This is a genomic window from Bacillus sp. S14(2024) (assembly GCF_050473785.1).
Taxonomy (GTDB): Bacteria; Bacillota; Bacilli; order Bacillales; family Bacillaceae_G; genus Bacillus_A; species Bacillus_A yunxiaonensis.
The window spans coordinates 205,537-226,407 of sequence record NZ_JBFLUP010000006.1 but is presented as its reverse complement, the minus strand read 5'-3'; the positions used below and the strand labels follow the sequence as shown (position 1 = coordinate 226,407).

The window sequence follows — 20,871 nt, the reverse complement described above, 5'->3', positions numbered from 1 at the left end:
ATATTAGGATTGTAAAAACATTGAAAATACTTAATATAACGAGGAATTTATATAGAAGATATATAGTTTAAACAAACGTTTGATTAAAATGAGGAATTCCAGAAAAGCCCTCTATCCACTATTGGTTCTCCCTAAAATTTATAATATAAATTAGCATTCGCTCTTAAATTTTAGATTTTTGAAACAAAAAAAGTCACTTTAGCTACACTAAAATGACTTTCCCCACTTTCTATGATTTTGCAACAAAATAATTCGTCACATACTGTGCCCAAAGCTCTTGACCTTTCGCATTTGGGAAACCAAGCTCATCTTGTAAATATGGTAAAATGTCCTTTGTCATTGAATCAGGCCATACTTCCCAATGATTAATATACGTATAACCACCTTGCTCCGCAAACTGTTTCAAAGCAGCAACAAATGTCGGATACTCCTTCGCATTATACACTGGATTTGGCGGTTGAATTATAATCGTTGCATCCTTTGCACTCGCTTGCAATGCCCCTATAAAATTTTGTGCATTCGCGACAGAATTACCATTACCAATCTTCTTATTATCTGTAATAAAAGGCGGCTCAAATAGTACAACATCTGGCTTTAGATCAGCAATTTCTTTCGCTCGGCTCTTTGCAATGAGGTCTTCTGTACTTTCTCCCTTATACTCTTGAACTGTTACATTCCAAAGGCCTTGACCATAATTTGCATTTAAATTCGCCTTTACCTTCTCTGGCCAAGCATCCGGACTTGCAGAAGACGCTTCATCTCCAACAATCACAAGATTCACTGCTTTCTTCTCGCTAGCTGCTTTCTTCAACTTCTCTTTCACCGCAGTTGGTAAATTCTTCGCATACCCTTCATTAAAAGACACCTTTGTCTCTGTTTTCTTCGCAGCTTCCTCTTTCAGACTCACTTCTTGCTTCGTCGCCTTCGCAACCTTCTTATTCCAATACACCTTACCACTCACAACAGAAGCAATAAACAATATAAAAATCAAAAACACAAGCCAAACTCTCTTATCCATACATTCACCCCATTATTCATCTTATGCTACCTAATATTGGTGCAAAAATAAGCCCAACTACTATGTGAGTAGTTGGGCTTAAAATTTACTTCTTTGGTAATTCAAGATTTTCTCTTAATTTGTTAGAGATATCTTTACGTGTTTGATCTGTTACAAAATAGTACCAGATTCCATCCTCAGCCTTGTGGCCATCACCAGGAATTTGGACCTCTTCAACATTTTGACGAACATCTTTATAATTCTTTTGAATATCAAACATTTGCTCTTGCGTTAAGCTTGTCTTTACATTCTTTTGAATGGCTTGTAAGACACTGCCATAGTTTGCAAGGGAAGAAACATTTGCACCTTTTTTAATTACAGCTTGAATGACTTGACGTTGACGCATTTGACGACCAAAATCACCGCGCGGGTCTTCGTAGCGCATACGCGTATATTTTAAAGCCATATCACCATTTAGATGAATATCACCTTTTGCAAAATGTGTACCATCTGATGTAAAGTCTAAGTCATTATAAACATCTACACCATCAACAGCATCAACAATGTCTTTAAATCCAGCCATATTTACTTCAATATAATAATCAACCGGAACATCAAGAAAACTTTCTACTGTTTTCACAGCCATGTCAACTCCGCCAAATGCATATGCATGGTTAATCTTATCTTTCTTCCCCTTACCAATGATTTCTGTATACGAATCACGCGGAATACTTACGATTTTCATCGACTTTGTCTTTGGGTTTAAAGTAAATAGCATTAAAGAATCTGAACGTCCAACCTCATCTGTTCGTTGATCACTGCCCAGTAGCAGAATAGAAATAGGCTTGTGATCTACTACATCTACTTTTTCTTCACGCTTTTCTGATTTATCATGGTCTAGCGGCTTATGTACTTGCTCTAACGTACTAGAAACAGAAGAATAAATATGATAAGCGTATGCCCCGCCTGCAACTACTAGAACACCTACGATACCAAAAATCCAGAATAGAATTTTCTTTTTCATCTTTTGTGCCTTCTCCCCTTTCAATTGACAGGCTATTATAAATCCTCATTCGTCATAACATGTCACATTTTAGTATTTTATTACGCCACTTTTGCACCAATAAATTGGATGCTATTGATTTCCTACATAAAGCCTTCAGCCTATCAATCATGTTCCTTAACGAGTTGTTTGATGAATACGTTCTTTACAATCAACTCATTTATTTCAAGCAAGCAACGTGCCCTGTATCAAGGCTATTCTCTCTCTTGTATAATTGACTAAAATAACCATAAGCATACCGCTATTTGACTCCGTAATTCAGCATATGTAAACAAGCATGTATCAAATTCTAAATTTCATAAAATCATCTAAAATGTTTCAGATTCTCATCGCAACCTATTTGTTATTGCTAGAATATGTATGCGTGATTTTATATACAAAGGCAGGCTATTCTCTCATACATCGATAATAGTTTAAAAAATCAGAAAATTATATAGAAAAATCCCTTCATTATATAGTAAAATTATTTTATATACATCCTGCAATTTTTTTACATATCTAGATAACGAAAAAATAATGGGGGATTCTATGAAAACGGGAAAGAAACTAGGCAAAATTATTGGATTCAGCTTACTGGCAGTAATCATTATTGCTGTAGGAACAGGTGCTTATGCCTACAAACAATTGCAGCCTAAGAACCATTTCAAAACTGTTCCTGTAATAAATTCCAATCCTACTAAAAAAGCAGATTCAAGTCAAAACACAAAAGCACAAAACGTTGCCTTTAACATTTTATTAATGGGTTCGGATGAACGAAAAGGTGAAAATATTGGTCATTCCGATTCCATGATGATCGTCCATGTTGATTTAAATAAAAAAGAATACCATGCAATGAGCATTCCGCGTGATACACGCGTGCACCTTGACGACTACGGCTATACAAAATTAACAAGCGTTCAATACATCAAGCAAGCAACAGAAGGTCCGCAAAAAGGTGTAGAAGCTGCAATAAAAGCCATCACCGAATTAACAAACGTACCCATTAATTACTACGTAGAAACAAACTACGAAGGCTTGCAAGGAATGGTAGATGCTATTGGCGGCATTGAAATGAACGTGCCATTTGATGTGAAACTTACACATCCTTGGTACCCAGAAGATTACAATAAAGTAGTAAATGCCGGTACACAAGCAGCGGATGGCAAATTGGTAACAGAAGTTGTGCATGAACGCTACTCTCTTAAAAATGGCGAATATGACCGCCAAAGATTACAAGAAGAAGCATTGGTAGGAATCGCAAAGAAGGTTCTGCAACCATCAAACGTGACAAAAATCCCATCACTTGTAAAGCAAATTCCAAACTTCTTAATCGCATCCAATATGACGACAACAGATATGTTGAGCTTAGGACTGGCTGTAAAAGACTTTGATCCAGCCAAACAATTGCAATATCATCAAATTGGCGGAGAGTGGAAGACCATGTATGATGATATTTTAAAGAATAATAACGATGAATTGGTAATAGACAAAGGACAACTGAACCAAGTTGTTTCACAGTATTTTATGAATTAAATCACAAAAAAGAAGCTGCCTAAAAGCAAAGCTTTTGAGCAGCTTCTTTTCATATTACTTCTTAGACAGGCTAAGTTGTTCTCTTAATTCATTAAATAAAACTGGGTGAGTCTGGTATTTTACATAGTAGTACCATAAATAATAATCGTATTAAAAAAGAGCAATTTGCTAGATCACATATTTCCCCTAACAAACTGCTCTTCTTTATAACCGTTCTCGTTATTCGACTGCCATCTCCATGAATCCGCACACATTTCTTCAAGCCCCCGCTTTGCTTTCCAGCCTAATTCCCTTTCCGCTTTTGAAGAATCCGCAAAACATACCGCAACATCTCCAGGCCGGCGCTCTGTAAACTTATAAGGAATTGTTTTTCCTGACACTTTCTCAAATGCTTGTACCATCTCTAACACACTATAGCCATTACCTGTACCAAGATTATACGCCTCTACTCCCGTTGTCCGTAAAACCTTTTCAAGAGCTTTTACGTGTCCATTTGCAAGATCAACAACATGAATATAGTCACGTACACCTGTACCATCTTTTGTTGGATAGTCGCTACCAAATATACTTAACTCTTCTAACTTCCCAACCGCAACTTGCGTTACATACGGCATTAAATTGTTTGGAATTCCATTTGGATTTTCTCCAATACGGCCGCTTTCATGTGCTCCAAATGGATTAAAGTAACGAAGTAATGCAATGCTCCACTCAGAATCAGCTGCAGCAACATCGCGCAAAATCTGTTCAATCATTACTTTCGTTTGACCATATGGATTTGTAGCACTTAAAGGAAACTCTTCTGTAATTGGTGATGTTTCCGGCACACCATACACCGTTGCAGATGAACTGAAAATCATGTTTTTTACATTATGCTTCTGCATCACATCACATAGAATTAACGTACTTGTTATGTTGTTATGATAATATGTAAGCGGAATTGCGACTGACTCTCCTACAGCTTTTAGACCAGCAAAATGGATCACTGCTTCAATATCATTCTCCTTAAAAATCTCATCAATGGCCTCACGATTTAACAGGTTCTCATTATAAACCTTAAATGGTTTTTCTGTTATTTCTTTGACCCGCTTTAACGACTCTACTGAACTATTAGAAAGATTGTCCACCACTACAATTTCATATCCACTATTTAATAGCTCTACGCATGTATGACTACCAATGTACCCCGCTCCGCCTGTTACAAGTATTGCCATAACAATCTCCCCTTTCAAAATATTGCTCCACAAAAGCTAATACATGAAAAACTAATACGTTATATTCTATGGATGAGATGCGATAACTGTTATATTCCCTTTCAGCACAAAATTCCCTATCTCAGCAGGAAGAATAAAATGATTTCCCTTTTTCAGTAGAAATTCACCCTCTACTGTCGTCATAACAGCTTCACCTTCAATCACACTCACAAGTTGAAATGGTTTATCTTGTTGAAACGAAGCTTCTTCTTGCACTTCCCATTTATAAACAGAGAAATATTGTTCTTGTACAAACGTTGTAATCATCGCGCCATTGTTCTCGGCTACTTTCACTTCTACTTCATAATCTTGATGTGGAATCATAGATACTGAAACAGCCTTTTCAAGATGAAGTTCTCGTTTTTGACCATTAGAATCATTTCGGTCGTAATCATACACTCGATATGTCGTATCTGAGCTTTGCTGCGTCTCTAACACAATTGTTCCTTCACAAAGCGCATGAATGGTACCGCTTGGCACATAAAAAAAATCACCTGGCTTGATTGCCACGCGACGCAATAATTCATTCCACCTTCCTTCTGCAACAAGGCGCCGGAACTCTTCCTTCGTTCTTGCATAATGACCGTACACAAGCTCCGCATTCTCTTTACAATTAATAATGTACCAACACTCAGTCTTTCCAAGTTCCCCATTTTCGTACGCATGAGCAAACTTATCATCTGGATGCACTTGAACGGACAAATCAGTATTGGCATCTAATATTTTCGTTAAAAGCGGAAATTGTGTAGAGGAGTAATTGCCGAATAAATGACGATGTTCATTCCATAACTGTTCAAGTGTTGCTCCTTTATATATACCGTCTTTCACAACACTTAAACCATTTGGATGTGCGGAAATACCCCAGCATTCTCCAGTGAACTCAGAAGACAATTCATAATTAAATTGCTCTAATGACGTTCCTCCCCAGATTCTTTCTTGGAGAACAGGTTGTAAAAATAACGGTGATTTCATCGCTGCATACTACCTTCTTTCTGAATAATGGTTTCATTCCTTGATCCTTAAAAGAAAAAACCGCTAGAATACTCTAGCGGTTACATAATAACCTGTGCTTGTGATTGGTAATAATGCGTTAAAATATCATCCCAATTTGTATAAAGACGAACAAAATCAGTATCGACTACTTCTTTTCCTGTTTGCACCTCAATAAATTCTAACTCACTAATTGCACGAATCGCATGCTGCCGATTAACAGGGATATGAACAATATCTCCAGCTTTCACACGGCGAATATTCCCATCTAAAATAAGCTCACCTTCACCGCGAATAATTGTCCATACTTCATTTCGTAAATTGTGGTAATGATAGGTAGAGTTTTTATTTTCTTCAATACAAATGCGTTTCGTTACCATTTCTTCGTTTTCATATTTTGCATAGTCTAGTACCTTCGACCAACCCCAAATCCGTTCTTCATACATAGGTGGTTGATCAAAAGTACCAATTAAATCTTTAATCTTTGGGCTAGATGCTTTATCAGAAACAAGAATCCCATCTGGACTCGCCGCAACAACTACATCAGAAAGTCCGACTACAGTAATAGGAATCTCTAACTCATTTACAACATGAGTATTTTGAGAGTCTTCACTCATAATTCCCTTTCCCATTTGGTTCGTTGCCATTTCCTCCGTAAGAGTATTCCACGTACCAAGGTCTTTCCAGTATCCCTTATAAGGCAGCGCAACAATATGATTTACCTTTTCTACGACTTCATAATCAAAACTGATTTTCGGAAGCTGATTATACTGATTAGAGAGTTCGTGATAAAGAACGGAAAGGTTCTTCTCTTCTAATATATCGATTAAATATCTTAATTTGAACGCAAACACACCACAGTTCCATAATGCTTTTTGTTCCATTAATGTTACTGCTTTTTCTTCACTCGGTTTCTCAGTGAAACGTGCCACATTGAAGTGCTCTTGCGAAACATTCTCTCCTGTCGGCACAATATATCCATACTTAGAAGATGGATACGTTGGTTCAACCCCCATCAGAGCTAGGTCAGCACCCGAATCCTGCAGGGCAGCCTCTAAATCTTTCACTCGTTCAAAAAAGCTATCTTCTACATAAGGATCAACTGGCAACACAATAACCGTTTCATCTAAACTGGTATGTTGTTCAGAAAATAAAAAAGAACCGGCAAGTGCGATCGCTGGGAATGTATCCCTCCGCTCCGGTTCTACAATTAACGGTACATCTGTACCTAATTGATTATAAATCATTTCTGTTTGTGTTTTTGATGTAGCAATAACAGCTGAATCACTTAAACCAACTGATTTCAATTGGCCCCATACACGTTGCACCATAGATTGACGTGTGCCTTCTTTGTTTTCTAATACTTTTAGAAATTGTTTGGAACGTGTGTCATTTGATAGTGGCCATAGGCGTTTTCCTGATCCGCCTGATAAAAGAACTAACTTCACTATTCTATCTCTCCCTTCTGTAACAAATAAAAACTCTATATGAAATCCCTAAACTAACTGTCTTAAATTTTGTACACTATTTCGTCCAATTGAATAGTACTCTATTTCATGTTTCTTTACTTCTTTCAAGTCGAAGCAATTTCGTCCATCAAACACAATTGGTTGCTTCATAAACTGAGAGAAAGAAGCTACATCCAATTCCTTTACTTGCTGCCATTCGGTTACAATGAAAGCTACATCTTTATCTACTAAAGCTTCTTGAAGATGATCTGTAAATTGTACTGTGCTAGGAAGCAATTTCTTAGCATTTTCAATCGCAACTGGATCATATGCAGTTACTTTGGCACCCTCGCCAATCAATTCTTTAATAAGAACAACAGAAGCCGCTTCACGCATATCATCTGTATTTGGCTTAAATGCCAACCCTAATACAGCAACCTTCTTATCACGCAATGATCCTAATCTTGATTGTGCACTCTTTACTAGTTTATGCTGCTGTTTATTGTTAACTTGGACAACAGCTTTTAGAAGTGTAAAATCAAGATCAACATTAGATGCAATTTTGGTTAATGCTTTCGTATCTTTCGGGAAGCAAGATCCTCCGTAACCAATACCAGCATTTAAAAACATCGAGCCAATACGCTTATCTAGTCCCATACCATGTGCTACATCTTCAATATTTGCCCCAACTTTTTCACAAATATTTGCAATTTCATTAACAAAGCTAATTTTTGTAGCTAAAAATGCGTTAGAAGCATATTTAATCATCTCGGCACTGCGAATATCAGTCTTATAAACTGAAATCCCAAACGGTTTATTAATTTCTTCTATAACATTAGCTGCCTCTTCACTATCAGCACCAATGACAATACGATCACCGTTGAATGTATCATAAACAGAAGAACCTTCTCGTAAAAACTCTGGATTAGATACAACTTCTACCTTTATATCCTTCTTAAGGTTTTCTGTAATCAACTGTTTGATGTAATGGTTTGTTCCAACAGGAACTGTACTCTTCGTTACGACAATAATGTCATGATTTACATTAGGCGCAATATCTTTTGCAACTTGCTCAATATACGATAGATTAGCTGAACCATCTTCACGTTCTGGTGTACCTACCGCAATATAAATAACGTCAGCATTCACGAATCCTTCTTGATGACTTGTAGTAAAAAAGAGCCTATTCTCTTCAATATTTTGAAGCATAAGCTCTTCTAATCCTGGTTCATATATAGGAGAAATTCCTTTTTGCATACTTTCTACTTTTTTTGTGTCAATATCAATACAGGTAACTTCATGACCGATATGAGATAACGCTACACCTGTAACAAGACCTACATATCCTGTACCTACTACAGCAATCTTCATACTTTAAGCATCCCTTTCTTATTCATTATTAAAGTAACATTAGGATTCTGATATCTGCTTTAATAAGTTACGATATTTATTAATGGAAATCTCACGTTTTAGATTCTCATCTAAATACTCACGACCATTGAGTCCTAACTCTTTTATCTTATCCTTATCCATTTGATAAAATTGGTCGATTGTTTGAATAATCCCTTCATAATCTTGCGGTTCTACTACAATTCCAGAATTACTTTTCTCAATCAGCATTTGCGCTTCACTACCTTGCTCTAAAACACCTAAAATTGGTTTCCCAGCAGCCATTACTCCATAAATCTTACTTGGAACGGAAACACCTTTAATTCCTTTTTGATTAACAACTAAATGAACATCGGCAGCATTTAAAGAGTACTTGATGAACTCTTTCGGTTGATATGGTAAGAAGAACGCATTTGAAATTTTGTTGTTATGTACATATTCTTGCATGTCCTTCTTTACTGCACCCTCACCAATAAATACAAAAGCTAGATCTTTATGCTCCCTAAAATGCTCCGTGACTTTAATGATATTTTCAAGATCATAATATAAACCTACATTCCCTGAATACATAATAATAAACTTATCTTCTAAGTTATTCTCTTTCAAAAATTGTTGAACATGCTCATTCGTTTTATTCAAAGGAACAACTTCTTGCTCATTTGTCCAGTTATTAATAACAGCATAATTTGGGGCTTTCTTTCCACCAAATCTTTGTTTTAAAGTCTCACTCATATCATTACCAACAACAATGACACAATCTGCACAGTTACAATTTAACATGTCTATCTTTTTAGCAATCTTAAATATAGATTGTTTATCTGTATAACTTACCGCAGCTGCTTGTTCAGGATTAAAATCTTGAACATTATAAACATGCTTTGTTCTCTTTAGAAATTTACCAATTGTACCAATTAATCCACCTAAAACTGGCGGTTGTGAAATCGTATAAATAAGGTCTACGCCTTTTTCTTTTAAAAGTGCAATATTAGCTAGAATAAAATAAGAGAATATGTATTTCATTCGGCTCAGTTTAGAAGTTTTATCAACTTCAGGTAAACGAATTCGAATGATTTTCATATTCTCTAAACGATCTTCTTCAAATAATTTTTTTGTATTTACTTCCTCACCTGCATAATTAGGCTGAGCCGCAATAACAGTTATATCAAAATCATTTTGTAAATCTAGACAAAGCTCAGTCATTAGTTGGCCTGTAGAGGCGAAATCAGGGTAGAAATAATTAATTACAAAAACTATTTTTCTCATTTAATGTATCCCTCTTTATTCATGTAAAAGTATCTTGCTTATTCTAATTAAAATATTAAACAAATAATTTAAATTAACCGAAAAAACAATAGAAAGCTTTAATTACATATAATCGGGTTCATTTTGTCTTCCCACTGTAAATTTTGTTCAGCATATATCTTCATATTTCTCCTAAAATTTAATTCATCTAAATTATGATAAAATGCTATTAATTCTTCTATATTAACTGCAGATTCATCCGCTTTTATACGATGTACAAATTCCAGTTCATCAGGAAAATCTAAATCTTTTGCAGCAATAACAAAAGGAATACCCCTAGCACAGTATTCTCTATTTTTCAATGAAGAATCACCATATAACTCTTTCCGATGATTCCCTAAAATCCCTATGCCTATATCACTATGATTTAATATTACATCTAACTCTTGACCATTTTTTGATCCATGGAAAACTACATACTCTTTCAAATTATAGTAATTAACCATTTGTTCTAACTGCTCTTTTCCTTTCCCATCACCCACAATGTGGAACTTTACTTTCACTTGGTTAGAATTTTTATGATAATACTCATATAATCCTTTAATTACCCTATCATAGGCATGCCAAAAACCTATATTAGCAACACCCACTAGGTTGATTTCACTTTCTTGTTTTTCTCTCATAGTCATTGGGATATTATTAATATCAATTCCATTACGAATATATATTATCTCTATATGTTCATCTGTTATTGACTCATCTACAGATATAGCAACAAGCTTATACAGATATTTTTTTAATTTTGCAACCTGCTTTTTTTCAAAAATATATTTCACCTGATTAGAAATAGTTTTTTTCTCGGGTCTTATCCACGGTATATCAGGAAAATCTGGATATTCATAAAAAGTTTTAATCCCTTGTTGATCTAGATATTTTACTAATTTTACAAGGCTATTGGTCACTGGGATAATTCTCCGAATATAAACCTTATTAGGTTCAATAAGGTTTATAACTTTGTACAAGCCCAATAAATATTCACGAAATCGTAATAAATTTTTAGCTTTCATTAAAAGGAAGTTTGTTTCTTTAAAGCAAGAAAAATCAGAATATTTAAGAGAATATACTTTCTCTACCTTTTCTACACTAAATTCATATAATTCAGCGCTATCTTTACGTGAAATGTACAGATAGCTTTTACTCCCTAATTTAGATAACGCCCTACATTGAGCATACACTTTTTTTACAAAACCTAAACTCTCCGAATCCTCCCTAATAAAGGCAACATAAAGAATTTTTTCCATTTCCACCTATCCTTATCTAGTATGTAAGATTGAACTAATACACCAGTGTACTTTTAAACCTTATAATTAAACAAAAATTCATAGAACTTCTTAGATCATCTTAAATTTGTAATAACAGTAATCTATTAAACAACTAACTAACTGAAGATTCCGCTATATTTCTTTTATTTTTCGATATCTCAAAAATAATAGAAACCTCTCGTATTTCTAACTTTAATAAAATGAATACATAACATACACAAGCTATGCATATACTAATAATCAAAGCTATTATTGAATTAAATAAGTGAATAAAAATTAGACTTTCAAGACTAATACTAATGATAATTAACAAAACAGACGCTATTGTTATTTTAAAAACACTTTTTAACAAAAATCTATTTTCAAAGCCCGAAAGTTTTTTAGAAATGGATTTATGTAATAAACAAGTTGTCACTATAGACGAGACTGTTGTAGAAATCGCTAACCCTGCTATACCCACTCTCTCAACAATAAGTATGTTTATTACTATACAAGTAAAAACCCCTATTATACCATTGATCATAGGAGTTTTGCTGTCATTAAACGTATAAAAGACTCTATTGTATATGTCTCTTATGCCCCAAAAAATAATTCCGACAGAAAGATACGTTAAAGCTGTTGAAGTCATATGCACAGCTTTATCATCAAAAGCCCCTCTTTTAAAGATTAATGTTATCATCTCCTGACTATAAACCATCATAATTAGAGCAGAAGGGATCGTAATGATATTAATGATATTTATACCCTTATACACAAATTCGTTTAATTTTTGAGAATCTTGTTGTACTTTTATCGATGATAATAGCGGATAAATAACTGTAACAACAGCATAAGCAAAAATAGCATAAATACTAGTACTCAACTTAGTCGCAAAATCCATAGCAGCTATACTTCCTGCCGGAAGATAAGAGGCCATATATCTATCAACAAATGTATTAATTTGATTAACCCCACTTCCAATTAGAACAGGAAAAATTAATTGGAGTAGTTTTTTAAAGTTCCCATCTTTAAAACCAAAGTGAAACTGTATTCTATATCCCATCTTGATTAATGAAGGCATTTGTACGATAATTTGCAAACCGAAACCAATAACGGTGACTATCATTAATTCTTCAATATTAGCCTGGTTATTAAAAAGCAAATATACTATTATTGGTAGGTTAACAATAAACCCTACTAACGCAGGCACTCCAAACTTATTAAAAGTTTGAAGCAGTGCAGTATATGCACTATTTAAACTCATAAATAAAATATTCACTAAGCTATATTTTGTAAGATATAGCGTTAAAAAGTATTCATCTCCTGAGAAATTTGGAACTAATACCCTAACTATTTCCTCTGTATATGCAAATGCTAATAAACATAACACAATCATAATTATTAATAACGAAAAAATTGTTTGATTTGTAAATTTAAATACAGCTTCTTTACCCTTTTGTTTATAAATTGAAGTTAAAATAGGAATCATAGCAGTCGAAACTGCTATTCCTATAATGTTAAAAAAGATATTCGGTATAGTTAAAGCTACATTATAAGCATCTGTTAAATACGTGGCTCCAAACTTACTAGCAATCAATGCATCCCTAAAAAATCCACTAATTCTACTAAGTATGGTTATAATTACAATTACTAATGTAGATTTTATAACTTTTTCTTTTTTCATAATTTACTCCATTAAATTATTCAATTTGATAATTTTTCCATTTAATAAACCTATATCTTAAACAACTATATAAAATGTATTTATAAAACTATATTTCCTTCTATTTCGCTCGTTTTTTATACATATTCTTCATCGTACCTATAGCCATATTGTAAAAAAAAGTATATATACGTGTACGTTACTATACAATATAGGCCACTTAAATTTAAAAGATTATTTTCAAAAAAACAAATGAAGAGAAAAATCAAGAAGTACGTTGACATATAAATCTTATCTTTATAATCAAGAATATACTTATTTAATAAAAAGTAAATTGTAATCAGTAATGATACTAATATTAAAAGAGAGATCAACCCGTTTTGATACAGCGTGTAAATATACCCGTTGTCAATCACTCTAATACCTAAAACATCTATCTGTGAGTTTAAGTAAGCTCCATTACCAGTTAACACAGAGTCATTAATAACTAGTTGTTTCAACGCTAACTTAAAATAATCTAATCTAAAACTTAGAATATAATTTAGTTCATCATAACTATAATTCATGTAAATATACACACCGATACATGCTGTTATTACAATTGCAAATAAGTACTTTATTGGCTTAAAATATTTATTTTTAAAAGTCACTTTATAGATAAGAATTACAACAAATGCTATTAAAGCATATATAGACGTCCTGGTATCTGACTTTATTAAAAATGTTATAAAAAAAACTGAACAAACCAGATATCGCATATTAAATTTAAAATTATTCTTATATAGACTATAGAATACTAACATTAATCCTAAACAACTAAATGACCCTAATGTATTCGGTGTATCAAAAAAGAGTTTTAACCGCTCATCAACTCCATACCTAGCACCACCGCTATCCGTATATCCATATGGATTAATAATAAATGAAACTAGTATAGATAAAAATATGCTTATAATTAGTATTCTTGTATTAGATTTTAAACCAATAAAACTAATTAAATACGGCAATATAAAGAATGTAAGTATGAACAAGTATACTAATGACAAGTATTTAACTATGGAAACTGACTGATATTGTGAAAAAAACAACATTACAGCAAGTGTTACATACAAAATAAAATTCATAAAAATTACCGGTCGTACACTCACTCTATTAATCGTCAATTCCTTTTTGTTACAAACATACATTGCTATATAAATTAGAAGAAAAATAAAACTAATAAACCCTATACTTACATACCTCAAATTCCCCAGCAATGGACTATCATAAGATGACATTAAGAACAAGAGATAAAATATAAACAAAGCTGTTTTAACAAAAATATTCCTCATAGAGCCCACTCTCTTTAAACACATGTAATATAGACAAACTCTTTTTTAGTTAATAGTTGTCTCGAATAACTTTTTAAAATTTTTTGTGATTCAAATGCACATTCTACTTTTGTATGTATACTATTTTTTCTAAATTAGGATAATAATCATAAATTTTTGGGCATATGTTTTTTCCAACACTAAATTAAAAATTAAAAGTCGACTATACCCTTTTTAAAATTTTTTGTAATGAAGTTGCTAAGTCCATTTTAAATATTTCCAAATTATAATTTTCTTTTACATACTTATAATTTTTATCATATAAATTCATAATTTCATTTTTATCAATTTCTTGTGAGAGGTGTATCGCCTTTTCTATTTCTCCCATTGTAACGTCGTTCATTAAAACTCCTAGTTCCTTAACATTATTATCCGCTGCATACCTACTCACTATAGGAATTAAGCCTAATCTCATCATATTAATCACACTACCGGGTAATCCACCCTCACTACCTGATGGAAAGATAATAAATGCACACTTATTAGCAATCTCCAAAAGCTTTAGGCCATTTATAGGAATATATCCATGAAAATGTATATTTTTTGTTTCATGTAATTCTCTATGGAATACTTGTTCAAATTCCCTATCAACATTACCAATAACATGAAGATTCAAACTAGGATTATTCGAGAAAAATTCAAGTACTAGATCTAATCCTTTTAATATTGAACCATGGCTACCAAACCACAAATAATTTTGATTAGAACTGACTTGAGACTTTTGAGCAAAATCTAAATTTAAAAATTCAAAAGAAGATTGCCTGATTGGAAATATTTTCTCTTTGTATTGTTCTGGGTAAGTATCAATGGTTAAATCTGACCCAATTTGAATTACATAATCAGCTATATCTATACTATTATGTTCTCCTACTAATCGCTTATATGGAATATTCGATTGTTTCCTCTCATTTACATCATCCGTCCTAGAAATAACCATATGATTTTGATGAGAGTAATACGCTCCGGTTGCATAGTAAATTTTCAAAGCACTCTTACAAGATTGAGCCATTTCCCTAAAATTAGGTTCTATACCAAAGACAATTTTACATTGCTTTTGATATAGAGTTTCCTCAGAAAATTTTTTATCGAAACGCATATTTAAAGTATTATATCCTAATTCATTAAACGTCTCCCCTATTAGAATTGCTTCACGTCTATTTTGATGTTTTAACATATACTTACTATTTGATTTCTTCATATAAGGCTCAGGAATATACGATAAAAAAGCCCATAGTTTAGTAGGATCAATTTCATTAATGTGGTCTTTAACTTGATTAATATATATTCTTTTTAAATACGATGCTATGCTCATAAATTAACCCTCACTCAAGTAACAAAATAGTTTCTATTTTTTAAATTCTAAAAATCTATCTATATATTGCTTTGAAATAGTTTCAATACTATAATTTTCCCCTGAAAATTCTTGTGGTGGTTTAGCCATAGCTATATAAATTTTTTCAACCCATTCTTCAAGTGAAAAAGGGTCTTCTACATAAGTAGCCTGCATCTTCGAAACCTCAGGAATTGAAGTTACATTAGTTGTTATGACAGGGATACCTTGCATCAAGCCTTCTATAACAGGCATACCAAATCCCTCAAATAAACTTGGGAACAAAAATGCGAAAGCATTTGCATATAAACTATCTCTTTCCTCGTTACTGATAAATCCAGTCAGTATTACGTTACGTTCAATCCCTAACTCTTTAATCAATTCTATAAGATCTCTTTCTTGGCTTCCACCAACCCCAGAAAGCACAAGCTTTTTAGGTAATCTATCCATATCATCATCTACTATTTTTTTTATTAAATAAATAAGAGTTTTTAAGTTTTTATGAGGTAACATCGAAGAAACTGCATAAAAATATTCTTTATTTTTAATATTATATTTATCAATCCCAATTACAGTATCGTTGTGACTATTACTTATTTTAATTGGATTATAAATAACATCTATCTTAGAAGGATTAATATGCAATTTATCAACAATATCACCTTTTACAAATTTTGATATGGCAATTATTTTATTAGATGTTTGAGCTGCCCTTTTCCACGCAAATTTTAACCAAAGTAATTTCTTTTTAGTAAAGTATTCCGGATAGTGCAACGCTTGTAAATCATGAATCACTGTTATATACGCACATGACCCTTTATGTAATAAAGGTTTGCTATATACAGGAATAAACATACAATCTAATTCATTCTTTTTTGCATATTTGTCTAAAAATAAATTCTCCCATATTATCCTTTTAGCAACATCACTACTTTTAATATTACATATTACTTTTATAAATTTCTTATCATCTATATATGTTTCAAACGTCTCATGATTATCTAAAGATACAAATAGTACAAATTGATTAATCTCTTTAAATTCACCATTACTAAAACCATCCAATAGATTTCTAATATATGATTCAATTCCACCACTTTTACCAGGTTTAACCCAAAGTAAATTAATTCCTACTCTCATATATACCCCTTCTAATCATTTAACTTTTTGATATCTATTATCATATATACCAACTATTCAAAATTACCCTCTCTTTACCATTAGAACTTACTACTAAAAAATTAAATTTTGTTGAGCAACCTTCCTAATTAGTGAAGTTGTGTTAAATTTCTCATCAAACTACTTTTATCTAATCATCAACAAACTCCCAATCACAATATAAAAAATCACACCTATATAAAATATAAAACAAGCAAAGTCCTTATAACTTTAATGAATGTAAATAATAATCCATTGACTATATCATCTAGTATGGAAATAAACTTTTAAAAATCTTGGCGCTGGATACAAACTTTTATCAATTATAGCTGTTACACTTAAAATTGTGATTGAGTGTAATTACTAAGCTTCACCTCTAATCCGACTATGCAATTTGTACCAATGTAATAACCTATTAAATCTCTATCACTCTATCTAGATCAATCAAACATGGTCTTCAATTTATTTTCCTTCTCAATTTTCCCCATATCTTCCTCAACCATAATACGAACAAGCTCCTCAAAAGAAGTCTTCGTTGGATTCCAACCTAATAACGTTTTCGCTTTTGTTGGATCTCCTAATAATTGTTCTACTTCTGCTGGGCGGAAGAATTTAGGATCAACTGCTACAACTACTTTACCAGTTGCTTTGTTGATGCCTTTTTCTTCTATACCTTCTCCCACCCATTCCAGTTCAATGCCCACATGTTTGAATGCTAATGTTGTAAATTCACGAACGGTGTGCATTTCGCCTGTAGCAATGACGAAGTCTTCTGGTGTGTGATGTTGTAGAATTAACCACATGCATTCTACGTAATCTTTTGCATAGCCCCAGTCACGAAGGGAATCTAAGTTTCCTAAATATAATGTTTCTTGTTTTTCTTGTGCAATGCGTGCTGCTGCGAGTGTAATTTTTCTTGTGACGAATGTTTCTCCGCGGCGTTCTGATTCGTGGTTGAATAAAATACCGTTTACTGCGAACATGTTATAGGATTCACGGTAGTTTTTCGTAATCCAGAAACCGTAAATTTTCGCTACGCCGTACGGAGAGCGTGGATAAAATGGTGTTGTTTCTGTTTGCGGTACTTCTTGTACTTTACCGTATAACTCAGACGTTGAAGCTTGGTAAATACGCGTTGTTTCTGTTAATCCTAAGATGCGTACTGCTTCTAAAATACGCAATGTTCCTACACCGTCTACATCTGCTGTATATTCTGGTACATCAAATGATACTTTTACGTGTGATTGTGCACCTAAGTTATAAATTTCATCTGGGCGAATTTCACTAATTAAACGAATGACGTTTGATGTATCTGTAATATCACCATAATGAAGGTGGAAGTTTTCTTGATTATTTAATCCTTCCATTTCTTCATTTACTAACTGTTCAATACGCTCCATATTATAGGAAGAACTACGGCGAATGATGCCGTGTACTTCGTATCCTTTTTCTAGTAAGAACTCTGCTAAGTAAGATCCATCTTGTCCTGTTACGCCTGTAATAAGTGCTCTTTTCATACTGTCTGTTCCCCCAAGTAATGTAATTTATTATTTTCTTACGAGTTCTTTTTCAGTTTGTAAAAACCACTCATAAGCTTTCTTCAATCCTTCATCTAAAGAAGTCGTTGCTTTCCAGCCTAAAGAATTAAGTTTCGAAATATCTACTAATTTACGAGGTGTACCATCTGGTTTAGAGATATCAAAGCGAAGTTCACCTTCAAAGCTCACTGTTGCTTTTACTTTTTCCGCAAGTTCTCTAATCGATAAATCTTCACCTACACCAATATTTACAATTTCATTGCCTTCATAGTGGTTCATTAAGTAGACGCACGCATCTGCTAGATCATCAGAATACAAGAATTCACGAAGTGGTGTGCCTGTTCCCCATACTTCTACAAATTCAGCGTTGTTTTCTTTTGCTTCGTGGAACTTACGAATAAGTGCTGGCAATACATGTGATGTATGTAAATCAAAGTTATCGTTAGGTCCATATAAGTTTGTTGGCATGACAGAAATATATTTCGTTCCGTATTGGCGATTATACGATTGACACATTTTAATGCCCGCAATTTTTGCGATTGCATATGGTTCATTTGTTGGCTCTAATTCACCAGTTAATAAATATTCTTCTTTTAACGGCTGTGGAGCCATTTTTGGATAAATGCATGTACTTCCTAGAAATAGTAGCTTTTTCACGTCTGAGCGATATGCGGAATCAATTACGTTCGTTTGAATCATTAAATTATCACGAATAAAATCAGCAGGATATTCGTTGTTTGCGACAATTCCGCCTACTTTTGCAGCTGCTAGAAATACATAATCGATCTTTTCTTCTTTAAAGAACGTATCTACCTGTTGCGGATTACGTAAGTCTAGCTCTTTACTCGTTTTATATACTAGATTTGTATATCCTTGCTCTTGTAGTTTACGTAAAATGGCTGAACCGACTAAACCACGATGACCTGCTACGTAAATGTTAGAGTCTTTTTCCATCATTTATCTGACCCCTTTTCAAAAGGCATTATTTGATCCTAACAATACCTTTACTGTTTTTAAAACGATTTTGACATCATATAAAATGCTTCTATTTCGTATATACTCTAAATCTAGTTCCACCATCTCTTTAAACCCGACACTATTTCTCTCCGTCGCTTGCCAAAGCCCAGTACATCCTGGTGTAACCAGTAACCTCTGTTTATCGTAAGCAGTATATTCTTTCACTTCTCTCGGCAGCGGTGGACGTGGTCCTACTAAACTCATTTCACCTTTTAATACATTTAATAACTGAGGCAGCTCATCTATACTCGTTTTTCGAATGAATTTTCCAATCTTCGTCACACGCGGATCTTCTTTCATCTTAAACATCGCACCTGATACTTCATTATGTTTTAACAAATCCTTTAACTGCTCTTCCGCGTCTGTTACCATAGAGCGGAATTTATACATGTAAAATTCTTTTCCGTCTTTTCCAACACGAATTTGTTTGAAAAATACCGGACCTTTTGAGTCTTCATATTTAATAAGTAGCGGTATAATCACAAAAATAGGAAATAATAGTATAAGTCCAAATAAAGCTCCTATGAAATCGATGCAACGTTTCATGATTAAGTATCCTTTGCGAGCATTTACTTCTTCTCGAGTTAGCAATCTTTCTTTTTTTTTCGCCACATTCCCACTTGATACTTCCATCAAGTCCAATGCTCTCCCACCTCACTCCTTATGCATGCACGCTGCCTTCCCGCACCAATTCATTCATATATTTCATCAATTCTTCTTTTAATTCCTCATGCTGAAGCGCCATTTCAATTGTTGTCTTAATAAATCCAAATTTCTCTCCAACATCATAGCGAGTACCTTCAAAATCATAAGCAAACACCCGCTGAATTTCATTTAGGCGCCCAATTGCGTCGGTTAACTGAATTTCTCCGCCCGCACCTGTTTGCTGGTCTTCTAGGAACATGAAGATTTCTGGTGTTAAGACGTAGCGGCCCATAATGGCTAGATTCGATGGTGCTGTTCCTTGCGCTGGTTTTTCTACGAAGGTACGAACTTGATAGCGGCGGTCATTTTGCTGGATTGGATCAATGATGCCGTAGCGGTGCGTTTCGTTTTCAGGTACTGTTTGCACTCCGATGACAGAAGATTTTGTTACGTCATATTCGTTTATTAATTGACGTAAACACGGTGTTTCTGCTTGGACGATGTCATCGCCGAGTAATACAGCAAAGGGCTCATTCCCAATGAATTTGCGGGCACACCATACTGCATGTCCAAGTCCTTTCGGTTCTTTTTGACGTATGTAGTGAATATTAATCTTCGAAGATTCTTGTACTTTTTCAAGTACGTCATACTTTCCTTTTTCTAATAAGTTTTGCTCTAGCTCAAAGGAGTGATCGAAGTGATCTTCAATGGCACGCTTCCCTTTCCCTGTGACGATAATGATATCTTCAATTCCCGAAACAATAGCTTCTTCTACGATGTATTGAATGGTTGGTTTATCAACGATGGGTAACATTTCTTTTGGCATTGCTTTTGTCGCTGGTAAGAATCGTGTTCCAAGCCCAGCTGCTGGAATAATGGCTTTTCTTACTTGCTTCATTCTTAATCCCCCTAGCTTATATATCTAAATCACAAAAACTCTAGCTATAGCGTCCCCCTA

At 33.7% G+C, this 20,871-nt stretch carries 16 protein-coding genes; 1 reads left to right on the top strand and 15 read right to left on the bottom strand.

The features are described from left to right. Positions 1–229: 229 nt before the first annotated feature. Positions 230–1,018, bottom strand: a complete 789-nt coding sequence (locus tag AB1279_RS01375) for an SGNH/GDSL hydrolase family protein (protein WP_429757581.1) — start codon at positions 1,016–1,018, stop codon at positions 230–232. Positions 1,019–1,103: 85 nt separating this feature from the next. Further along, positions 1,104–2,021: a LytR family transcriptional regulator gene (locus AB1279_RS01370; protein WP_429757580.1), complete on the bottom strand. Its 918-nt coding sequence runs from the start codon at positions 2,019–2,021 to the stop codon at positions 1,104–1,106. A 567-nt stretch (positions 2,022–2,588) separates the two neighbouring features. On the opposite strand from AB1279_RS01370, the gene AB1279_RS01365 reads away from it, so the two are divergent. After that, complete coding sequence (locus AB1279_RS01365; RefSeq protein WP_429757579.1) at positions 2,589–3,572, top strand: LCP family protein; 984 nt, start codon at positions 2,589–2,591, stop codon at positions 3,570–3,572. Between the two features lie 173 nt (positions 3,573–3,745). Here AB1279_RS01365 and galE read toward each other — a convergent pair whose 3' ends face one another. The 13 genes from galE to galU all read right to left on the bottom strand — a co-directional run bounded on the left by galE (position 3,746) and on the right by galU (position 20,811). Further along, positions 3,746–4,783 carry a UDP-glucose 4-epimerase GalE gene (galE, locus tag AB1279_RS01360; RefSeq protein ID WP_429757578.1) on the bottom strand — a complete coding sequence of 346 codons (1,038 nt, stop codon included), beginning with the start codon at positions 4,781–4,783 and terminating at the stop codon, positions 3,746–3,748. A 66-nt stretch (positions 4,784–4,849) separates the two neighbouring features. Continuing rightward, positions 4,850–5,794, bottom strand: coding sequence for a mannose-6-phosphate isomerase, class I (gene manA, locus AB1279_RS01355; RefSeq protein ID WP_429757577.1), 945 nt, complete (start codon positions 5,792–5,794; stop codon positions 4,850–4,852). Between the two features lie 80 nt (positions 5,795–5,874). After that, a complete protein-coding gene (locus AB1279_RS01350; RefSeq protein ID WP_429757576.1) occupies positions 5,875–7,260 on the bottom strand; it encodes a sugar phosphate nucleotidyltransferase in 1,386 nt (461 codons plus the stop codon). 48 nt (positions 7,261–7,308) lie between these two features. Further along, the gene (locus AB1279_RS01345; RefSeq protein ID WP_429757575.1) at positions 7,309–8,631 is read right to left on the bottom strand and encodes a UDP-glucose dehydrogenase family protein; all 1,323 of its coding nucleotides are present in this window, start codon (positions 8,629–8,631) and stop codon (positions 7,309–7,311) included. 39 nt (positions 8,632–8,670) lie between these two features. Next, positions 8,671–9,912, bottom strand: coding sequence for a glycosyltransferase family 4 protein (locus AB1279_RS01340; protein ID WP_429757574.1), 1,242 nt, complete (start codon positions 9,910–9,912; stop codon positions 8,671–8,673). Between the two features lie 98 nt (positions 9,913–10,010). Then, on the bottom strand, positions 10,011–11,192 hold the full coding sequence (locus AB1279_RS01335) for a glycosyltransferase (RefSeq protein WP_429757573.1): 1,182 nt from the start codon (positions 11,190–11,192) through the stop codon (positions 10,011–10,013). A 133-nt stretch (positions 11,193–11,325) separates the two neighbouring features. Then, positions 11,326–12,876 (bottom strand): murein biosynthesis integral membrane protein MurJ, encoded by a 1,551-nt coding sequence (gene murJ / locus AB1279_RS01330; RefSeq protein WP_429757572.1) that lies wholly within the window; start codon positions 12,874–12,876, stop codon positions 11,326–11,328. Positions 12,877–14,388: 1,512 nt separating this feature from the next. Then, complete coding sequence (locus AB1279_RS01325) at positions 14,389–15,537, bottom strand: hypothetical protein (RefSeq protein WP_429757571.1); 1,149 nt, start codon at positions 15,535–15,537, stop codon at positions 14,389–14,391. Between the two features lie 33 nt (positions 15,538–15,570). Then, a complete protein-coding gene (locus AB1279_RS01320; RefSeq protein WP_429757570.1) occupies positions 15,571–16,695 on the bottom strand; it encodes a glycosyltransferase family 4 protein in 1,125 nt (374 codons plus the stop codon). Positions 16,696–17,153: 458 nt separating this feature from the next. Beyond that, positions 17,154–18,230, bottom strand: coding sequence for a GDP-mannose 4,6-dehydratase (gene gmd / locus AB1279_RS01315; RefSeq protein ID WP_429757569.1), 1,077 nt, complete (start codon positions 18,228–18,230; stop codon positions 17,154–17,156). 30 nt (positions 18,231–18,260) lie between these two features. Beyond that, positions 18,261–19,205, bottom strand: coding sequence for a GDP-L-fucose synthase (fcl, locus tag AB1279_RS01310; RefSeq protein ID WP_429761268.1), 945 nt, complete (start codon positions 19,203–19,205; stop codon positions 18,261–18,263). An 18-nt stretch (positions 19,206–19,223) separates the two neighbouring features. Further along, positions 19,224–19,910 carry a sugar transferase gene (locus AB1279_RS01305; protein ID WP_429757568.1) on the bottom strand — a complete coding sequence of 229 codons (687 nt, stop codon included), beginning with the start codon at positions 19,908–19,910 and terminating at the stop codon, positions 19,224–19,226. Positions 19,911–19,929: 19 nt separating this feature from the next. Then, entirely contained in the window at positions 19,930–20,811 is an 882-nt protein-coding gene (galU, locus tag AB1279_RS01300; RefSeq protein WP_429757567.1) for a UTP--glucose-1-phosphate uridylyltransferase GalU, read from the bottom strand. Positions 20,812–20,871 lie beyond the last annotated feature (60 nt).